A 16,933-nucleotide genomic window follows, 5' to 3' on the forward strand; every position below is an offset into this window, starting at 1 on the left:
GCAGTGTAAGAAAGGTCCGGGGGTTTCGCTCGGCGAGCGCTAGAACCACCCGCGCAGGTACTCGCCGACCACCGCGCCACCCAGTTCCCCCAGGTCAGGCGCCACCACGCGCGCCCCGGTCCGGTCTGCCATCGCGTTGAGCAGGGCGACGAGCCCGGGGTCGTCGACAAGCCTGAAGAACGTGGTGTGCGCGCCACGCTTGGTCACCTGGTCGAGCGCCTGCACCGTCTTCGCCAGCGTGATGCGGTCCGTGGGCCAGGAAAAGTGCGCCTCGCCCCAGTCCGTGAGCATGGAGGTCGGCTCGCCGTCGGTGACAATTAATAAGGTGCGCTCCATGTTAGCGTGCCGGCTGAAGAACTGATCCGCGAGCAGCAGCGCGTGGTGCAGGTTCGTGCCCTTCTCCTGTATCGGCGGCAGGGCGGTGAGCTCCTCGATCGTCATCGTCTGCGCGTAGCGCCCGAATCCGATGAGCGTGAGTTCGTCGCTGCGGTACTGGGTGGAAATGAGGTGGTGCAGCGCCAGCGCCGTCTGCTTCATCGGCGCCCAGCGCCCCTCCATCGCCAGGGAAAAACTGGTGTCCACCAGCAGCGCCACGGCGTTGCGGGTGCGGGCCTCCGTCTCCACCACCTCGATGTCCTCGGGGCTAATGCTTATCGACGACCCTCCGGTCCTCACCAAAGCATTCGTAATCGTCCGGCTGGTGTCCCACGCTTGGGTGTCGCCGAACTGCCAGGGGCGGGTCGCGCCGGTCGGCTCGCCAGTGTGGCCGGTGTCGCGCGAGTCACGCTGGCCTTTGAGGGACGTGGTGGCGTCGCCAAGCAGCTCCTTGCCCAGCATCCGCATGGCCTTGGGGGAGAGCTGCAAGTTTCCTGACTCTCCTTTATTCAGCAGGCCCGAGTTCTTCAGCGCCTTCTCCAGGTCGCGCAGCATCTTCGCGTTGGTGGCGGCGTCCTTGCCCAAGAGGTCTGCGACCTCGTCGAGGTCCACCTCCGGGCGCGCGGCGCTCATGGCGTCGGCGAGCTGGTCCAGGCGGCCCAGGTCGCGCATGGCGCGGGTGGCGTCGCCGAGGCCCATGGCACCGTCGCCTTCAAAGGATTCGGACCCGGTCCAGTCCAGGTCGGGGCGGATGCCGCGCAGGTTCGCGTCGAGCTCGCTAACCAGGTTCATCAGCTCCTCCGAGCCGAACGCCTGGGCCGCGAGTTGCATGAGCTCGGCGCGCTGCTCCGGCGTCATGGAGTTGAGCAGGCGCTGGGCAGCGGCGGAGCGCTGGGCGAGCAGCTCCACCAGCTCATCGATGTTGCGGGGCTGCTCCGAGAACTGGTCCCCGTGCTTGGCCATGAAAGTGTCGAAGTCCTCCTGGGTGGCCATGCCGGCGCGGTGCTTGCCCAACAGCACGTTCAAATCGCGCAGCATCTCGGCGACAGCGGCCCGGTCCTCGTCGGTGGCGCCCTCGAGCGCCTGCTTCATGCCGGTAAAGCGCTGGTCCAAAAGCTCGCGGCCGATGAGGTCCTTGATCTGCTGGTACTTTTCCCGTGCGTCGTTCGAGGCCCAGTCGTACTCGCCCAGCTCGGTCACCGCGGCGGCCGGGGAGGTGGGCAGGTTGTCCAGCGTCATCTCCCGCATGGTGCGGTCGAGATCGTCCATGTCCACGTCGCGGGCGAGTTGGCCCCGTTCGGCGAGCACGGCGTCGTCGAGAAGCTTCTTGGCTTCTTGGAGCGTGCCTCCGAGGTTGGTTTTCTGCAGCAGCTCCTGGCGGCGTTCGGCGATCTGGCGCAGGAAGTCGTCGTAACCCTCGCGGCGCAGGTACTCGCGCATGGCTTGCTCGGCGGAGTAGCCGTACATGACGTCGTCGGCGATGGCGCGCACCGCTTTCGCCAGGTCGGGAGGCGGGGCGAGCGGGTCCGGGCCCGGGGTGTACCTGCGATATCTAGCCGTAAATCGTTTCGCCATCGCCTGAATCCTTGGAAATCTTCTGGGTGAGGTAGAGCGCCTCCACCGCCAGCTCGATCGCCGCGGCGCGCTCGCCTTCGCTCGCGGCTTCGAAGGTGGCGGCGATGTCGTCGTAGAGCGTGCCGTCGATTGCGGGCAGGCCGCCCAGGAATTCTGCGGCGGTGATATTTTCGCCGGTGGTGATGAAGGTTGAGCCGTCCAGGGCCTCGATCAGCGGGGCGAAGTCGAGGCCGCGGAGGCGGTGGCGAACGGCTTGGGCGACCGCGTTGCGCAGCAGGTACTCCAGGATGTCCCAGGCGCGGTCCTCCTCGCCGTGCTCGAATTCCACCTTGCCGCCGAGCACGTCGACGGCGGCCTCGAGGTCCACTAGGCGCGCGACCGGGTCCTCCCCGGTGATTGCGGCGCGTCGCGCGGCGGAGGCGGCGACGGTTTCGGCTCCGGCGATGACGAAGCGGGCGGAGACGCCGGCGCGCTGGTTCACGGCGTCGGACTCGCGTAGCGCGCGGGTGAAGCGGGCCAGCGCCTCCATGATGGCCGCCGGGACGTTGGCCGTGAGCTGGGATTCCTGCTCGATGACGCGGATCTCGTCATCCAGCTCGACGGGGTAGTGGGTGCGGATCTCGGCACCGAAGCGATCTTTGAGCGGGGTGATGATGCGCCCGCGGTTGGTGTAATCCTCCGGATTCGCCGATGCCACCACCAGCACGTCGAGGGGCAGGCGCAGCATGTAGCCGCGGATCTGGATGTCGGCCTCCTCCATCACGTTGAGCATGGCCACCTGGATGCGCTCGGCCAGGTCTGGCAGCTCGTTGATGGCCACGATGCCGCGGTTGGAGCGGGGGATCAGGCCGTAGTGGATGGTCTCCGGGTCGCCCAGGCGGCGGCCCTCGGCCACGCGCATCGGGTCGACGTCGCCGATCAAGTCCGCCACCGAGGTGTCCGGGGTGGCCAGCTTCTCGGAGTAGCGGGCCTCGCGCGGGATCCAGACAACGGGAGTCGCGTCGCCCTCGCGCGCAATCCGGTCTTTCGTCGCGTCCAGGATCGGGTTGAGGGGGTGTTCGCGCAGCTCGGAGCCTGCCACGGCGGGCACGAAGTCGTCGAGAAGCAAAGGCAGCGTGCGAAGCAGGCGGGTCTTGCCTTGGCCGCGCTCGCCGAGGAGCACGATGTCGTGGCCGGCGATGATGGCGCGTTCGACCTGCGGGATCACGGTGTGCTCGAGGCCGTGGAGGCCGGGCCAGGGGTTCTCACCCGCGCGCAGTTTGGCGATGAGGTTATCGCGCAGCTCCTCGCGCACCGACTTGTAGGTGTAGCCGGCGGCTTTCAGCTCGCCGAGAGTGGTGATTGCGGGCGGGGTCTGCGGCGCTTCAGTCATGCCGGCCAGGGTACGCCGGGGTTGTGCATCACGAGACGGAGGTTTAGAATGTAGTCACGTTACTACGGAGGGAGAGCCATGACCACTAGTATGTCAGCTCGAGAATTCAATCAGAATCTGAGCGTTGCAAAGCGCGATGCTCTCGAGTCTCCGGTCATTGTCACGGACCGGGGAAAACCTTCTCACGTGTTGCTGTCTTATGACGAATACCTGCGACTGAAAGGGGGCACGGGAAGCATCGTTGAAAAACTACGCATGAAGAATCCCACGGACTACGAGTTCGAACCAGTTTCCTTCGAGTGGAAGGTCCCTGAATTCTGATGTACCTCCTGGACACGAACGTGCTCAGTGAACTTCAGAGGCGCCGTCCGAATCCAGCGGTCATGCAATGGTTCGACGAGGTGCCGGAGGTGGAGCTTTTCACCTCCACGATTACCATCCTGGAGATCGAAATTGGCGTCCTCCGTCTGCGCCACCGAGGCGAAGGCGAGCGTGCAGAGCTCATCTCAAGCTGGCTGCGCGCTCAAGTTATCCCGACCTTCGCAGCCAGGATTCTGCACCTTACGGCGGAGGGAGCACTACGTGAGGCGCAGATGCATGTTCCCGATCCTGCCCCAGAACGAGACGCGCAGATCGCGGCGATCGCAGCTGAGCACGGTCTCACAGTGGTCACCCGCAACGAGAAGGACTTCCGCCGTCTAGGAGTGCCGGTCTTCAACCCCTTCGGAGCTACGGAGTGACCACCATCTACCTCATCCGCCACGGCGAGACCCCTCGACTTCAAGGCGGGGCGGTGCGCGGCGGGAGCGGGTCGCCTACCTGCTCAGCGGGTGGCTGGGGTGGGGATTGTGCCGCCGACGGTGGTGCGCGAGATGGAGCCCCTCGGGGCGGCGCTCGCTTTCTGGTGCTACGTGTTGCGGGGACGAATATGTAGTCGTCGTAAAGCTAAAAGCCCCGCCCGGGCCCGGCCTAGATGTACTGACCGGACACGTTGATTGAGAGCTACGACTGATCGCTTCGCGATGATGCGGTGGAACTCAAGACATGGTCGACGAACGTCCTGGCCGCTGGGCTGGGATTGAACTGGTCCCACGCCATGTACTCGGTACGGACTGGGCCATCGACAACGGGAACGGTCAGGAGACTTGCGTCTTGCGGGACGACGCCACTGGGCAACAAGCACGTGCCCAGTCCCCGGCTCACGAGCGCCAACATGAACTGCGGTGTCGAGGCTTCGAAAGCAACTCGCCTGGCCAGGCCTGCCCTCTCGAAGGCCTTGTCACTCTGCAGCCGGCCGGGTGATCCTGCGGGGAAGTCGATGAAGGTCTCACCGTGCAAGTCGTCCAGTGTGAGTCGTCTGCGTCGGACCAGCTCGTGGTGCGCCGGCAGGACGGCGACCAGACGGCCGCTACCGATCGTGGCGGCGGCAACGCCCTGAGGGGAGGTTTCGCCGTCGAGGCCGAGGAAGGCCAGGTCGAGCCGGCCCTCACGAATGTCTCTCATGAACTGGTCGCTGCCACCGCTGCGCATGAGAAGGTCGACCTGCGGGTAGGCGGCGTGGAAGTGGGCCAGCACCGCTGGGACGTCGACGGCCGTGACGGTGGGAATCACGCCGATGGCCAGACTTCCGCGGATCTGTCCGGTCGCCTCGGCAGCGGCCGTGACGGCACGATCGGCGGCCGCCAGGCTGGCACGGGCCTCGGGTAGGAACGCCTCGCCGGCGGGGGTCAACTCCACTCGTCGGGAAGACCTGACGAACAGTGCCGTGCCAAGCTCCTGTTCCAGCGCCTTGACCTGGTGGCTCAGGGCCGATTGCACCACGAAGCAGCGCTGGGCAGCGCGAGTGAAATTGCGTTCCTCGGCGATGGCGATGACATACCGCAGTTGTTGGAGCTCCACGAGATCAATGATCTCCATTCATCGTTGGAATGACAACAATGTGTTGGACTCATTTATATACCCTCGGCGACGATAAGCACATGACCGCTTCCAACACCTCGTCGCGCGCTTCGCTGCGCTGGACCGTGCTGACCGCCCTAGCCCCGGCCACATGGGGCACCACCTACATCGTGACCACCCACCTGCTCCCTCCAGGACATCCGCTGTTCAGCGCATTCATGCGGACGCTCCCCGCCGGCCTGGTTGCCCTGGCGGTGTCCAGGCAGCTGCCGCACGGCTCCTGGTGGTGGAAGAGCCTCGTGCTGGGCGGGCTCAACATGGCAGCGTTCTTCCCGCTGCTGTTCGTCTCCGCCCAGCGCCTCCCCGGGGGCGTCGCCGCCACCCTGAGTGCGGTCCAGCCGATCATCATCGCCTTCCTCGCCGTCGCCATCCTTCACGAGCGGCTCTCCGGCTGGCGTCTGGCCTGGGGCGTCGTCGGAGTCCTCGGCGTCGCGCTGGTCGTCCTCGGCCCTGGGGCAACCCTGGACCTTGTCGGCGTAGCAGCAGGCCTGGGCGGCGCGTTCGCCATGGCAACCGGAGTCATTCTGACCAAGAAGTGGCAGCTTCCCCTCGGGACGTCGGCCGTGGCGCTGGCCGGATGGCAACTCACCGCGGCAGGATTGCTCCTGTCTGTCCCAGCGCTACTGGTGGAGACCCCGCCATCGGCCATCGACGCTCACGGCTGGATGGGCTACGCCTGGCTTGGCGTGGCCGGTGCACTGATCTCGTACAGCGTGTGGTTCGCCGGAGTGCGACGACTGCCCGTCACCTCAACGGCCCTGCTCGGCCTCCTCTCACCACTGGTGGCCGCTGCCCTCGGCGCGCTGCTCGCCCACGAGCACCTGAGCCTCACGCAATGCCTGGGCTTCGCAGTCGCCCTCGCAGCCATGGTCTGCGGACAACTTCCCCCGCCCAGACGGACCACTCAGACCTAGGACTCCGAGCACACAACCGACATCCCACCAACTGCGGGGGCCGATCATTCGGCCCCGCAATCGTCTTCCAGGAGGCCCATGTCACACGCGCACGCCGCTCTCATACCGCGTCACCGCCTGATTGTCGCTCGCCCCGTCATCGAGGACGGCTGGCCGGTCAGCGAGGTCGCAGCCCGCTTCCAAGTGTCCTGGCCGACCGTGAAACGCTGGGCCGACCGCTACCGGGCCGGGCAGTCCATGCAGGACCGATCGTCCAGGCCACGCCACTCGCCGAACCGAACCAGCCCGCAGCCCGCCCGGCGTTGTATCGACCTGCGGCTGCGCCTACGGGAAGGACCGGTCCAGTTGGTCTGCCGGCTCGGGATCGCCCCGTCGACTGTCCACCGGATTCTGGTCGACGCCCGACTCAACAGGCTGTCGCACGTTGACCGGGCCACCGGGGAGCCGGTGCGCCGCTACGAGCACGACCACCCCGGGGCGATGCTGCACGTCGACGTGAAGAAGCTCGGCAACATCCCCGACGGTTGCGGCTGGCGGTACGTCGGCCGCCAGCAAGGCGAGAAGAACCGAGCAGCCACACCAGACAAGCCCCGCAACAAGTACAGCGACCCGTTGATGGGCAAGGCCTACGTCCACACCGTCATCGACGACCACTCCTGCGTCGCCTACGCCGAGATCCACGACGACGAAACCGCCCAAACAGCCACCGCTATCTTGGTCCGGGCCGACGAGTGGTTCAACCAGCGGGGCGTCACCGTCGAACGAGTCCTGTCCGACAACGGCGGCGCCTACCGCTCACATCTGTGGCGCGACACCTGCGCCGAGCTCCGCATCACGCACAAGCGGACCCGTCCGTATCGGCCGCAGACCAACGGCAAGTTCGAGAGGTTCCACCGGACCCTGGCTGACGGCTGGGCCTACGCCCGCTGTTACACCTCCGAGGCTGAGCGGCGGGGTGAGTTGGACGGCTGGCTGCACTACTACAACCACCACCGACCCCACACGGCCTGCGGGAACCAGCCGCCGTCCTCACGATTGACCAACGTGTCCGGTCAGTACGCCTAGAGCGCCCCGTGCCCTAAGACCACGTCATCGAAGCCGCACCCGGCAAGCGGCGCCGCCACCTCGACGGCGTGCAGAAGGGAAATCGCGTAGTGGCGCGGACAGAACAGCCGCGTCTCGCCGGCGTGCGCGCGGCCGTGTTCGGGGCAGGTGTAGCTGACGTAGTAGGTCGCAGCTTCCCCGCATGGAGCGTTGTCCCAGGCGCATCCCTTGTGGGACCAGCCGCCGTTGTCGTCGATGGGCGGGAGGACATCGACGCGGTCAATGGTGGTCTTATTGGGCATTGGAGCCTCCGATCGCGGTAAGGGCGGAGGTGATTGCGCGGGCGATTTCGTCGTCGGTGTGGGGGATGGAGTCGTCAGCCAGCCCGCCGCAGCGGCGCTGGAAGCGTTCCTGCAGCTGGTGGCGCTTGGCCCAGGTGCCGCGAGGCATGTTCTGGATGGTCACGCTCGCGCCGTTGTCGTCGACCACAACGTAGAGGAGCCCCTCCTCGGGCGAGGCGGGCAGCACGAGGTCGAGCTGTGAAAAGCAAACGGCCCACCACGGGGCGGTCGCGGCCTGGCCGGGCTCGCCGAGGCGGACGTAGCTCGGCAGCTCGGAGAGGCGGAAGACGGTGGAGCCTCCGCTGGCGACGGCGCCGCCACTGAAATTCATGCTTGCGTCAGCGAAGTGCGCGTACGCGTAGCAGTCGTACTGCATGCGTTCCAGCTCGGTGTACCAGGTGCGCGGCTTGGCGTCGGCGGCGAACGGCAGGGCGCAGTACAGGTCGGGCTCGCCCGGGGCGACCACGAGCGGGATCTCGCCGTAGCCGCCGGAGGAGGCGGCCGCGGGCCATGCGAGCACCGGCCGCACCTCCACCTCGAGCGGGCTCGCTGCGAGGATGGGGTCTAGGTGCTCCTGCACCTTCTGGGGCGCACCCGGGCCGCAGAACGCCTCGAGGCGCACCGGTTCCTCGGCGCGCATCACCACGCCGTGCTCCATGCGCTCGAACTCCGTCTCCAGGTCATCGCCGCGCCAGCGGGGATCTTGCCGGTCCATCTCGCGCCCGCACGCATCGAGGTAGACGATGGCGTCGAACCACTCGAGCACCGTCTCGGGGCGCGCGGCCAGCATCGGCAGGTCGCGCACCGGGGTGCCGTCGATGCGGACCTCCTTCACCGTGTCTTTCTGCGGGTCGCTTTCGATCTTCAGCGTGTACTCGACCTCGGCGCCGGCGTAGGTGCGGGCGATGGTGCGCCAGGAGTCGTCGATAAGCGAAAAGCTCTCGGGCGTGATCGCCGACAAATACGACGGCACGTAGTCGGGCGCGTGCGTGAGTGCGCGCGCGAACGGGTTCGGTTGGTCCATGGGCATCCTTCTTCGTCTCGCGGGATCCATGGGGTGCTCGCGAGCCCCCCGAAGGCATACTATCGCGGGCGTGACCACCATCTACCTCATCCGCCACGGCGAGACCCCGACGACGGGCAAAATCCTCCCCGGACGCACGCCGGGGTTGCACCTTTCGGAGCGGGGGCGCGGGCAAGCCGAGGGCGTCGCCAAGCAACTCGCCCGCGTCGACGCGGTGTACGCATCGCCGCTCGAGCGGGCGCGGGAGACCGCTGCGCCCACGTGCGAGCGCTTCCGAAAAGAGCTTTTGCTTGACGACGGCCTCCTTGAAGCCGATTTCGGCACGTGGACCGGTAAGTCCTTGGTCGAGCTGGCGAAGTTGCCCGAGTGGCAGGTGGTGCAGAAGCGCCCCGAAGAGTTCCGGTTCCCCGGCGGGGAGCCTTTCGTGGAGATGCAGGAGCGCGTGGTGGGGTGCGTCCGCGGGATCGCGGCGCGGCACCCGGGCGAGGTGGTGGCCTGCTTCACCCACGCCGACCCGATCAAGGCAGCGCTCGCGCACTTCACGGGCCGGGGCTGGGGCGCGTTCCAGCAGATCCCGGCGGAGCCGTGCTCGATTTCGGAGCTCGAGCTATGAACACGATCGACCTACTGCAGCACGGCGAGGTGGGGTTCGTAGGCCAGATCGCGGAGTCGTCGAACCTCACCGTGCTCGTGGACATCACGCTGGCGCTCCACGGCGGCCAAGAGGACTACTGCTGGGGCATCTTCAAGCCCGAGCTGGGGGAGCGCTACCTCGACGATTTCGAGCCCGGGCTGTGGAAGCGGGAGCGGGCCGCGTACCTGCTCAGCGAGTGGCTGGGCTGGTCCGTTGTGCCGCCCACGGTGGTGCGCGAGATCGAGCCGCTCGGCATCGGGTCGCTGCAGTACTACGTGGACAACGATGGCTCCCACTACTTCCCGCTCTACGAGACCCGCCCCGACCTGCACCCCGAATTCCTCCGCCTGGCCGTGTTCGACCTGCTGGTGAACAACACCGACCGCAAGTCGGGCCACGTGCTGCTCGAGCGGTCTGCCAGCCGTGGCGACCACGTGTGGGGCATCGACCAGGGCTTATGCTTCCACCAGGACCCGAAGCTGCGCACCGTGATCTGGGACTTCGCGCACGAGCCGATCCCAGAAGAATTGGTCGAAGCGGTGGAGCCGCTCGTGGCCGAGGTGCCCGCCGGGGTGGCCGAGCTGCTTTCACCGGAAGAGGTGGCGGCGCTCAAGTCCCGCGCGTCCCGGATCGTGCGCCTGCCGTGGCTGCCGGAGCCGCAATCCGAGTTCCCGTACCCTTGGCCGCTCGTGTGACCCCTATCGCGCCGGGTAGCGCACGAGGAGGTCCTCGCCGACTACCGCGCCGTCGTTGAGCTTTGCCTTGCTTATCGACGCTCCTCCGGCCCCCAACCCCATAATGTGCTCCACGTCGTCCCCGTGTGCGAGGAGGTGGTCGGAGATGATGCGACGGTGGCAGCGCCACCACACCGCCTCGGAACACATGATCGCGGTCGGTGTTTCGGCTGCGTGCTCGCGCAGCTCGGTCAGCGCGGCTGCGAACTCCTCACCGAGCGCGTGGTCGGCGTAGTTGTGGAAGCTGCGGTTTTGCCAGTTGGCATTGACCTCGAACGGTACGGTCTTAGACACGTTGCGCCGCCCCGCCAGCCCCTCGTTCTTCCCGTAGGCGATGCCGCGCTCTGGGAGGTGCTGGGTGAGGTAATCGTCGTTGAACCAGGGGTACTTCCTCGATCCCGTCAACTTGCGTACGTCGACAATCGTCTTGACGCCGGCTGCCTCAAGCATGCGAGCAAACTCGTCGAATTCGAGGTTGGAGTGGCCGACGGTGAAGATACGCATGCGCATTACCGTAGCCGGACGCCTGGGCGACGGCGCGCGCGACCGGTTAGCGTTCGTGGCTGCCAAGATAGGCCACATGATCTTCGCTGGCATCGATCTCGCCGCTGACCCCGCCCGCACAGGCATCGCGACCCTTGAGGCGGCGGGGGAGGAGCTCTTGCTTCTCGACGTCTCCCTCAACGCCTCCGACCCCACCACCGCCTCCCGAATCCGCGCCTCGGAGCGCACTGGAATCGACGTGCCGCTCGGGTGGCCGCGGGCGTTTCGCGAGGTCATCGCCCTGCACGCGGTGCGCACCTTGGAGCCGCAGGAGGGCGGGGCCGAATGGCGCCGCGGCCTGGTGAACCGATTCACGGACCTGGAAGCGCGTCGGATCGCGGGCGTGGTGCCGCTGCCGGTCGCGGCCGAGCGGATCGCGTACCCGGCGTTGCGGTGGGCTGCGATCGAAGCGCGGTTGCGCGCCGACGGCATGGACGCGGCGGAGCTTGACCGGGCGGGGGGCGGATCGCGGAGGTGTATCCGGCGGCGGCGCTGAAGCGGTGGGGGTTGCTGCACCGCGGGTACAAGGGATCGGCGGGTAGGGGTGCGGGCGCCGGCCGGGAGGCGCGCGCCGCCATCATGGATGGCCTGCAGCGGCGGTTCGCCCTCGACTGGAACGGATTCGAGGCGGCGGTACTGGGCAACGCAGACTGCCTTGATGCAGTGGTGGCCGCGCTGGTGGCCCGCGAGGTTGCGGCGGGGCGGTGCGTGCCGCCGCCGGCGGGCAGCGCGGAGCTCGTTGCCGAGGAAGGGGGGATCTGGATTCCCAAAGGGGACACGGGCAGCGAACCCTCCCTCTAGGACTCAACCTCCCGTTATTCCAGCACCGTGTACGTCATCGATTCCCCGAACCCAGGCGTGCCAAGTGGCATTGAGGTATCGGTGGGGAAGTTTACGTCCCCTTCATCAACAACAATGCGCACTCGCTTATCGACGTACTGTGCCCACTCCAACCCGTCCTGGTACGAGTGCCCACGCGCCCCAATTTCATCGTGGCCGAGCCGGAACCGCTTTACCTCCTCCGTCTTGTACCCCGGCGCTGTGCGGCCGCGCACCATGAGGGGGCTATCGAGGTCAAGAACGTAATACACGCTGTTCGGGTCCTCGCCGTTCGGCATTCCGTAGCCGAGCGGCGCCATCAACTCTTCGCCCGTGTATCCACGCACAGTGCCGGTGAACTCCACCTGGCCTGCCTGCAGCTCTCCGGATGCCCCGTCTGAACCGGAAGCAGAGCCCGAGCCAGAACCAACTGGAACTCCCGCCGTTAGCGCCGACTTGTCGCCTGTGGGCGTCCATTCAATGTTCTGGTGGTCAGGCAATCCTTGCGTGATATTGAAGGTCTCCTCCGAGGCCTTCGACAGGGAGGCGCCGTCCAACACGAAGTGCCGCGAAAGGTGCTCTCGCGAGCCCGCGGATCCGCTGATCTGGTAGATCCCGTTCCCACTTGCAGACGCGGCCACCCCCTCGCGTGCGGCACCATTGCCAGGCGTGCCCATGATGAGCACCTCGGGCGACGCATGGGCCTTGCCGTCATCGCCGATGGTGAACACGATCACCGGCTGCGTATGGCCGCTACTCACTGCAAGCAGCAGCTCAGGCGTGCCACCGCCGTTCGCCTCGACCAGCGCATACTCATACGTCCCGTCCGGGGTGTACTGTGCGGCCGAGTTCACCGGGTAGTCGCCCGGGTGGTTCAGCACCCACTCAAACTCCGATTGCCAACTGCTGTCATCTGCGGCCTCAGGCTCGGCGTGCTCTACAACTTCGCCCGTGTCCGGGTCCACCCACTGCGTTGAGGTGACATGCACTGTCTCGCGGCCACCCACCCCAGAGCATCCCTGGAGCGCAAGGGGCAACATAAGGGCAAGAGCTAATCGACGTCTCATGGCTGCCACATTAGTGAGGTTTCAACGCCCGCTCGCCATCTCATTGCTCGCGTGGATCGGTGGTGATGTGGAGCCGACTGAATGGGCCGTAAGCGCAGGCCTGACTCGGGTAGCATGGCGTCACTTCCGAAGAGAAAGGCCGAACGATGAACCAGAACTTCGATCCCACCACTGATCCCGCAGCGACGCCGCAGGTCCCGCCGTACGACCCGGAGCTTGACGGCCCGGTTGAGCAGCCCGCGGTTGATGGGCAACAGCAGGCAGCAGGTCAGCCGGCCCAGCAGAACCAGGAGATGCTTGGCGCAACCGGCGACACCCAGGACGGCAATCTGGAAAAGGATCCTTCTGAGTGGGCGACGGGCGATCAGCCGGCCACCGAATCTCAGAAGTCCTACATCGACGCGATGGCGAAGCAGGCGGGGGAGCAGATCCCAGCCAATTTGACCAAAGCGCAGGCCTCGGAGCAGATCGACCGGCTGAAGAAGATCACCGGGATGTAGCTATCACACCGGGCATACGACGGGAACGCCGGCATCGTCAAGCACACGCGCGCGCACCTCGTAGACCTCCTCTAGCAGGTCCGGGGTGAGCACGGCAACCGGCTCGTCCTGGGCGAGGACGCGGCCATTTTTCATTACCAGCAACTCGTCGCAGAATCGGGCGGCGAGGTTGAGGTCGTGGATGGCCACCAACGCGAGACGGTCCGTCCCGGCGACTTCCTGGCGGATGATCTGGAGGAGCTCGATTTGGTGGCGGAGGTCGAGAGCGGACGTGGGTTCGTCGAGAAGCATGACGCTCGGCTCACGCACCAGCATCTGCGCGACGGCGACGAGCTGGCGCTGGCCACCGGACATGTCGGACACGAGTCGGTCCGCGAGATGCGTGATGCCGAGCCGGTCCAAGATCGCGGCGGTGTGCTCGATCGGGTCCCATGACGCATCGCCGCGGCGGCGGGCGGAGACCATAACCGACTCGAATGCCGTGAGTGTGGCACTGCTGAGGAGATCTTGCGGCACGTAACCCAGCGCCTCCACGCGCTGCTTACCAAGGAGTTCACACCCACCCGCAGTGACTGACACCGTGCCGTCGGAAGGCTTTTTAATACCCGCGATCGTTTTCACTAGCGTCGATTTGCCGGCCGCGTTAGGGCCGATCAACCCGACTACCTTCCCGCTGCCGAGTGGGCCGAAGGATAACGAGTGAAGGATAGTGGTGCTCCCGTAGTTCACGGTGAGGTTTTGCGCGCTGATGGTCATCATGCACCCCTTCGGCGAGACCTAGTGAAGATGAGGAACACGAAGAATGGCACGCCGACGAGCGCGGTGATGATGCCGATCGGAATTGCCAGCCCCGGAATGATCGAGATCGACACCGCGTACGCCAAGCTCAACAGCATCGCACCGGCTGCAGCCGCGCCGGGGAGGAAGAACTTTTGGTCCTCGCCCACGAGCATGCGGGCAACGTGGGGGCCGACCAAGCCGATGAAGCCGATGATGCCGGTGAAGGCCACAGACGCGGCGGCAAGGAAGGATGCCACCAGCAGAGTCGTAAGGCGGAGGCGTTTCACGTCGATTCCGAGTGCGGCTGCGCGGTCGTCGCCAAGCCGAAGCGCGGTGAGGCGCCACGCGTTAACGACGCAAAACGGCACCGCGGCGATAAGCACCACCGCAAGAATGATGTTGGCGGTCCAGTTTGCTCGCTGCATTGAGCCCATGGTCCAGAACACGATTTGCTGGAGCGCCTCGATGTTGGCGCCGTACTGCAGAAGAGACAGCAGTGCCTGGAAGAAGAACGACAGCGCGATTCCGAGCAGGATCATGGATTCGGCGGTCGCTCCGCGCCACACGGAAGCTCCAGCGACGATGGCCACGGCAAGAAGCGCCGCAATAGCCGCGGTGAGCGCCAGGTTGAACTGCGGGTTAGGAATGAGGGTCCAACCCATCACGATCGATAGTGCGGCACCGAACGCCGCGGCGGCGGAAATGCCCAGCGTAAATGGCTCGGCGAGGGGGTTATCCAAAATCGTTTGCATCTGCCCGCCGGCAAGCCCTAGCGCGGCCCCGCACAGCACTGCCATTACAGCGGAGGGCAGGCGCAGGGTTTGGATGACCACGCGAGTCTTTTCATCCACCAGTTCCGGGCGGAACACGGCGTTGAACACATCGGAAGGCGCGATGTTGAGTGGGCCGACGATAACGCTGAAGACGAAGCTCGCAAAAGCCGCAATCACAAGCCCCATAATGGCGAGCGTCTTGTTGCGCCCGCGTTTCCGGTAGCTTTCGATCGCGGCCTGGCGAGCATCCACGGTGGGTTCGACCGCCACGGATACCTGGGTGCTCATGCGTTAGCTTTCCTCTGGATTCGCTGGGTCGTAGAAGAATACGCCGCTGTAGTCGAACGGCATCCACTTCTTGTGGAAGTCCACGAAATCCTGGTTCGGTTTGATGTCTGCGAACTCCTGCGGGTGGATCCACTTCGCAAACGCTGCAAGGGCAAAGACGTTGAACGGGTTGTCGTAGAACTGGTGGTACACCGCGAAGTAATTGCCGTTCTTCGGGGCGTCCAGCAGGTCGAGGCCGGGGAACTGCAGTGGGCCGTCGCACGTCTCCTCCGCCAGCTCAGGGGAGGACTGGTAGCCCAATTCAACGTGGCGGAACATGTCCGTCTTGTTCGGGTCGCGGGCCCACTCGCCGCCGGTGACAATCAGCTTCTCCGGATTAAGCTCGATGAGCTTTTCCGGGGTGATCTGCTTCGTCTCCGGACCGAGGACCTCGGGGCCGAGGTTGTGGCCGCCGGCCGCCGTGACCAGGGTTCCCAGGTGGACGTCGCCCGCCACAGCGCAGCACTCGTTGTAGCCGGCGGCGGTCCACACCAGCGTGCCCGGACGTTCATCGATGGCTGCAACACGGTCAGTGATGTCCTTCACCTTGGAGGTGTAGAACTCGTTGTAATCCTCCGCGCGTTTGCTTTCCCCCAGCAGGTCGCCGAGGAGCTGCATGGATACGGTGGTGTTCTCCAACGGCTTCTGGCGGAAGTCGATGAACGCGTAGGTGATGCCTGCGGCATCCATATCGGCGATGAAACCGGATTCCTCCACTGCCTTCTTCTGGTCCAGCGTCATGATCACCACGTCCGGGTCCTGGGCGAGGAGATTCTCCACCGTGACATCGCCCTTTTGGATCATCCCGATGATCGGCATGTCCTTCGCCTCCGGCTGCAGTTCGAAAAGTTTGTCGCGGAATGCGCCCGCGTTCTTCTCCAAGTCTTGGCCGTAGGCAACGATGTTGTCGAGGGGATTGTCCTGGAGCAGGGCCGTGGCGTAGGCAGCGCGCCCCTCGGCGAGGACGATGCGATCCGGCAGCTCGTCGAACTTCAGCGAACGGCCAGCGGCGTCGGTCACGGTAATCGCACCTTCTGCGGTACGAGCCTGAGAGCTCACTGCGCTTGACGACGCTTCAGTGACCTCCGTGGATGCCGACTGCGCCGTGGTGCCGGATTCTTCCGCGCACGCGACGAGCCCAAAAGCGGTGGCGAGCGTCACCGCGGCCACTCCAATTCTGTGTGGAAGCCTCAAGACTTTCCCCTTTTCGGTCAAGTTAGCCTAAGCTAATTTTCAAGAACAAGGAGAACAATAAGGTAAGGCTAAGCTGATGTCAAGATGCGCTGGGGAGACGATTGCTAGGCGCTCTTGCCGGACTTTTTGCCCGACTTCCTCTTATCCAGCGAAGCCTTGAGCGCCTCCATGAGGTCGACCACGTTGTCGTCGCCGTCCTCGTCGGAGGGTTTCTCCCCGAAGGTGGCTTCGGTGTCGATGGTGTCGCCCTGCTCAAATTTCGCATCGATGAGCTTACGCAGTTCTGCCTGGTAGTCGTCCTCGAACGCCTTCGGCGTGAAGTCGGAGGCGTAGGACTGCACAAGCTGCTTCGACAGCTCCATCTCCTTGTCCGAGATCTTCGCGCGGGACTTCGTGCCCTTAAACTCGCCGTCGAAGTCCAGCTCGCGCACCTCGTCGGCCCACATCATGCCCTGCAGCACGATCACGTTGCCCACCACCCGCAGCACGCCGAGGCGCGTCTTCTGGCGCAGCGCGAAGCGCACCACGGCGATGAGCTCGGAGTCCTCGAGCGTCTGCCGCAGCAGCAGGTAGGACTTCGGCGTCTTGCCCTCCGGGGCGAGGTAGTAAGACTTCTCCAGCATGAGCGGGTCGATCTGATCCGCAGGCACGAACTGCACGACCTCGATCTCGTCGTTGTCCGCCTCGGGCAGGGAGGCGAAGTCCTCGTCGGTGAGCACGACCGTGTCACCGTCCTCCTCGAAGGCCTTCTCGATGTGCTTGTAGTCCACCTTCTCCCCGCACACCTCGCAGCGCCGCTCGTAGCGGATGCGGCCGCCGTCCTTGTCGTGGACTTGGTGGAAGGAGAGGTCGTGATCCTCGGTCGCCCCATACGCCTTGACGGGGACGTTGACGAGGCCGAACGTGACGGAGCCGGACCAGATCGCGCGCATGGCACCCGAGTGTACGTGGGTGTGAA

The 16,933-nt window shown here is 65.5% G+C and carries 20 protein-coding genes; 9 read left to right on the forward strand and 11 right to left on the reverse strand.

All coding sequences use genetic code 11. The features are described 5' to 3' along the window. Positions 1–39: 39 nt before the first annotated feature. A complete protein-coding gene (locus CJEDD_RS04730; protein ID WP_042406557.1) occupies positions 40–1,950 on the reverse strand; it encodes a vWA domain-containing protein in 1,911 nt (636 codons plus the stop codon). Beyond that, positions 1,928–3,322, reverse strand: coding sequence for a magnesium chelatase ATPase subunit I (locus CJEDD_RS04735; protein ID WP_042406556.1), 1,395 nt, complete (start codon positions 3,320–3,322; stop codon positions 1,928–1,930). The genes CJEDD_RS04730 and CJEDD_RS04735 overlap by 23 nt, the downstream gene beginning before the upstream one ends. Positions 3,323–3,400: 78 nt before the next feature. Between CJEDD_RS04735 and CJEDD_RS04740 the strand changes: the two genes are divergently transcribed. Together CJEDD_RS04740 and CJEDD_RS04745 are read left to right on the forward strand one after the other, a co-directional pair. Next, positions 3,401–3,643, forward strand: coding sequence for a type II toxin-antitoxin system Phd/YefM family antitoxin (locus CJEDD_RS04740; RefSeq protein WP_074432506.1), 243 nt, complete (start codon positions 3,401–3,403; stop codon positions 3,641–3,643). Continuing rightward, complete coding sequence (locus tag CJEDD_RS04745; protein WP_042406553.1) at positions 3,643–4,062, forward strand: type II toxin-antitoxin system VapC family toxin; 420 nt, start codon at positions 3,643–3,645, stop codon at positions 4,060–4,062. Before CJEDD_RS04740 ends, CJEDD_RS04745 begins: the two co-directional genes overlap by 1 nt. A gap of 262 nt (positions 4,063–4,324) precedes the next feature. On the opposite strand, the gene CJEDD_RS04750 is transcribed toward CJEDD_RS04745, so the two are convergent. Then, a complete protein-coding gene (locus CJEDD_RS04750) occupies positions 4,325–5,239 on the reverse strand; it encodes a LysR family transcriptional regulator (RefSeq protein WP_042406550.1) in 915 nt (304 codons plus the stop codon). A gap of 62 nt (positions 5,240–5,301) precedes the next feature. On the opposite strand from CJEDD_RS04750, the gene CJEDD_RS04755 reads away from it, so the two are divergent. Together CJEDD_RS04755 and CJEDD_RS04760 are read left to right on the forward strand one after the other, a co-directional pair. Continuing rightward, a complete protein-coding gene (locus tag CJEDD_RS04755; protein ID WP_042406548.1) occupies positions 5,302–6,195 on the forward strand; it encodes an EamA family transporter in 894 nt (297 codons plus the stop codon). A 78-nt stretch (positions 6,196–6,273) separates the two neighbouring features. Beyond that, a complete protein-coding gene (locus CJEDD_RS04760) occupies positions 6,274–7,260 on the forward strand; it encodes an IS481 family transposase (RefSeq protein ID WP_042406545.1) in 987 nt (328 codons plus the stop codon). Here the strand turns inward: CJEDD_RS04760 and CJEDD_RS04765 are convergent. Beyond that, positions 7,257–7,541: a hypothetical protein gene (locus CJEDD_RS04765; protein ID WP_042406542.1), complete on the reverse strand. Its 285-nt coding sequence runs from the start codon at positions 7,539–7,541 to the stop codon at positions 7,257–7,259. The genes CJEDD_RS04760 and CJEDD_RS04765 overlap by 4 nt on opposite strands. Further along, positions 7,531–8,604 (reverse strand): hypothetical protein, encoded by a 1,074-nt coding sequence (locus CJEDD_RS04770; protein WP_042406539.1) that lies wholly within the window; start codon positions 8,602–8,604, stop codon positions 7,531–7,533. Before CJEDD_RS04770 ends, CJEDD_RS04765 begins: the two co-directional genes overlap by 11 nt. Before the next feature lie 70 nt (positions 8,605–8,674). On the opposite strand from CJEDD_RS04770, the gene CJEDD_RS04775 reads away from it, so the two are divergent. Further along, entirely contained in the window at positions 8,675–9,217 is a 543-nt protein-coding gene (locus tag CJEDD_RS04775) for a histidine phosphatase family protein (RefSeq protein WP_332307886.1), read from the forward strand. Next, positions 9,214–9,933, forward strand: a complete 720-nt coding sequence (locus tag CJEDD_RS04780; protein WP_042406536.1) for an SCO1664 family protein — start codon at positions 9,214–9,216, stop codon at positions 9,931–9,933. Before CJEDD_RS04775 ends, CJEDD_RS04780 begins: the two co-directional genes overlap by 4 nt. A 3-nt stretch (positions 9,934–9,936) precedes the next feature. On the opposite strand, the gene CJEDD_RS04785 is transcribed toward CJEDD_RS04780, so the two are convergent. Next, the gene (locus tag CJEDD_RS04785) at positions 9,937–10,476 is read right to left on the reverse strand and encodes a DUF488 domain-containing protein (RefSeq protein WP_042406584.1); all 540 of its coding nucleotides are present in this window, start codon (positions 10,474–10,476) and stop codon (positions 9,937–9,939) included. Here CJEDD_RS04785 and CJEDD_RS04790 point away from each other — a divergent pair. Both CJEDD_RS04790 and CJEDD_RS04795 read left to right on the forward strand, forming a co-directional pair. Then, complete coding sequence (locus CJEDD_RS04790) at positions 10,475–11,011, forward strand: DUF429 domain-containing protein (RefSeq protein WP_052333764.1); 537 nt, start codon at positions 10,475–10,477, stop codon at positions 11,009–11,011. The two genes, CJEDD_RS04785 and CJEDD_RS04790, sit on opposite strands and share 2 nt — an antisense overlap. Further along, entirely contained in the window at positions 10,990–11,316 is a 327-nt protein-coding gene (locus tag CJEDD_RS04795; protein ID WP_273657644.1) for a DUF429 domain-containing protein, read from the forward strand. Before CJEDD_RS04790 ends, CJEDD_RS04795 begins: the two co-directional genes overlap by 22 nt. A gap of 14 nt (positions 11,317–11,330) precedes the next feature. Here the strand turns inward: CJEDD_RS04795 and CJEDD_RS04800 are convergent, their stop codons facing one another. Beyond that, positions 11,331–12,341, reverse strand: a complete 1,011-nt coding sequence (locus tag CJEDD_RS04800) for a hypothetical protein (RefSeq protein WP_157034546.1) — start codon at positions 12,339–12,341, stop codon at positions 11,331–11,333. A gap of 206 nt (positions 12,342–12,547) precedes the next feature. Here CJEDD_RS04800 and CJEDD_RS12260 point away from each other — a divergent pair, with 206 nt between their 5' ends. Beyond that, complete coding sequence (locus CJEDD_RS12260) at positions 12,548–12,901, forward strand: DUF3072 domain-containing protein (protein WP_332307897.1); 354 nt, start codon at positions 12,548–12,550, stop codon at positions 12,899–12,901. 3 nt (positions 12,902–12,904) lie between these two features. Here the strand turns inward: CJEDD_RS12260 and CJEDD_RS04810 are convergent, their stop codons facing one another. The 4 genes from CJEDD_RS04810 to ku form a co-directional block, all read right to left on the reverse strand. Beyond that, positions 12,905–13,657 (reverse strand): ABC transporter ATP-binding protein, encoded by a 753-nt coding sequence (locus CJEDD_RS04810; RefSeq protein ID WP_042410162.1) that lies wholly within the window; start codon positions 13,655–13,657, stop codon positions 12,905–12,907. Beyond that, positions 13,657–14,742: a FecCD family ABC transporter permease gene (locus CJEDD_RS04815; RefSeq protein WP_042410160.1), complete on the reverse strand. Its 1,086-nt coding sequence runs from the start codon at positions 14,740–14,742 to the stop codon at positions 13,657–13,659. Before CJEDD_RS04815 ends, CJEDD_RS04810 begins: the two co-directional genes overlap by 1 nt. A gap of 3 nt (positions 14,743–14,745) precedes the next feature. After that, a complete protein-coding gene (locus CJEDD_RS04820) occupies positions 14,746–15,975 on the reverse strand; it encodes an ABC transporter substrate-binding protein (RefSeq protein WP_273657645.1) in 1,230 nt (409 codons plus the stop codon). 104 nt (positions 15,976–16,079) lie between these two features. Beyond that, positions 16,080–16,907, reverse strand: a complete 828-nt coding sequence (gene ku, locus CJEDD_RS04825; RefSeq protein WP_042409842.1) for a non-homologous end joining protein Ku — start codon at positions 16,905–16,907, stop codon at positions 16,080–16,082. Positions 16,908–16,933: the final 26 nt, after the last annotated feature.

The sequence above is a fragment of the Corynebacterium jeddahense genome, from assembly GCF_028609865.1.
Classification (GTDB): domain Bacteria; phylum Actinomycetota; class Actinomycetes; order Mycobacteriales; family Mycobacteriaceae; genus Corynebacterium; species Corynebacterium jeddahense.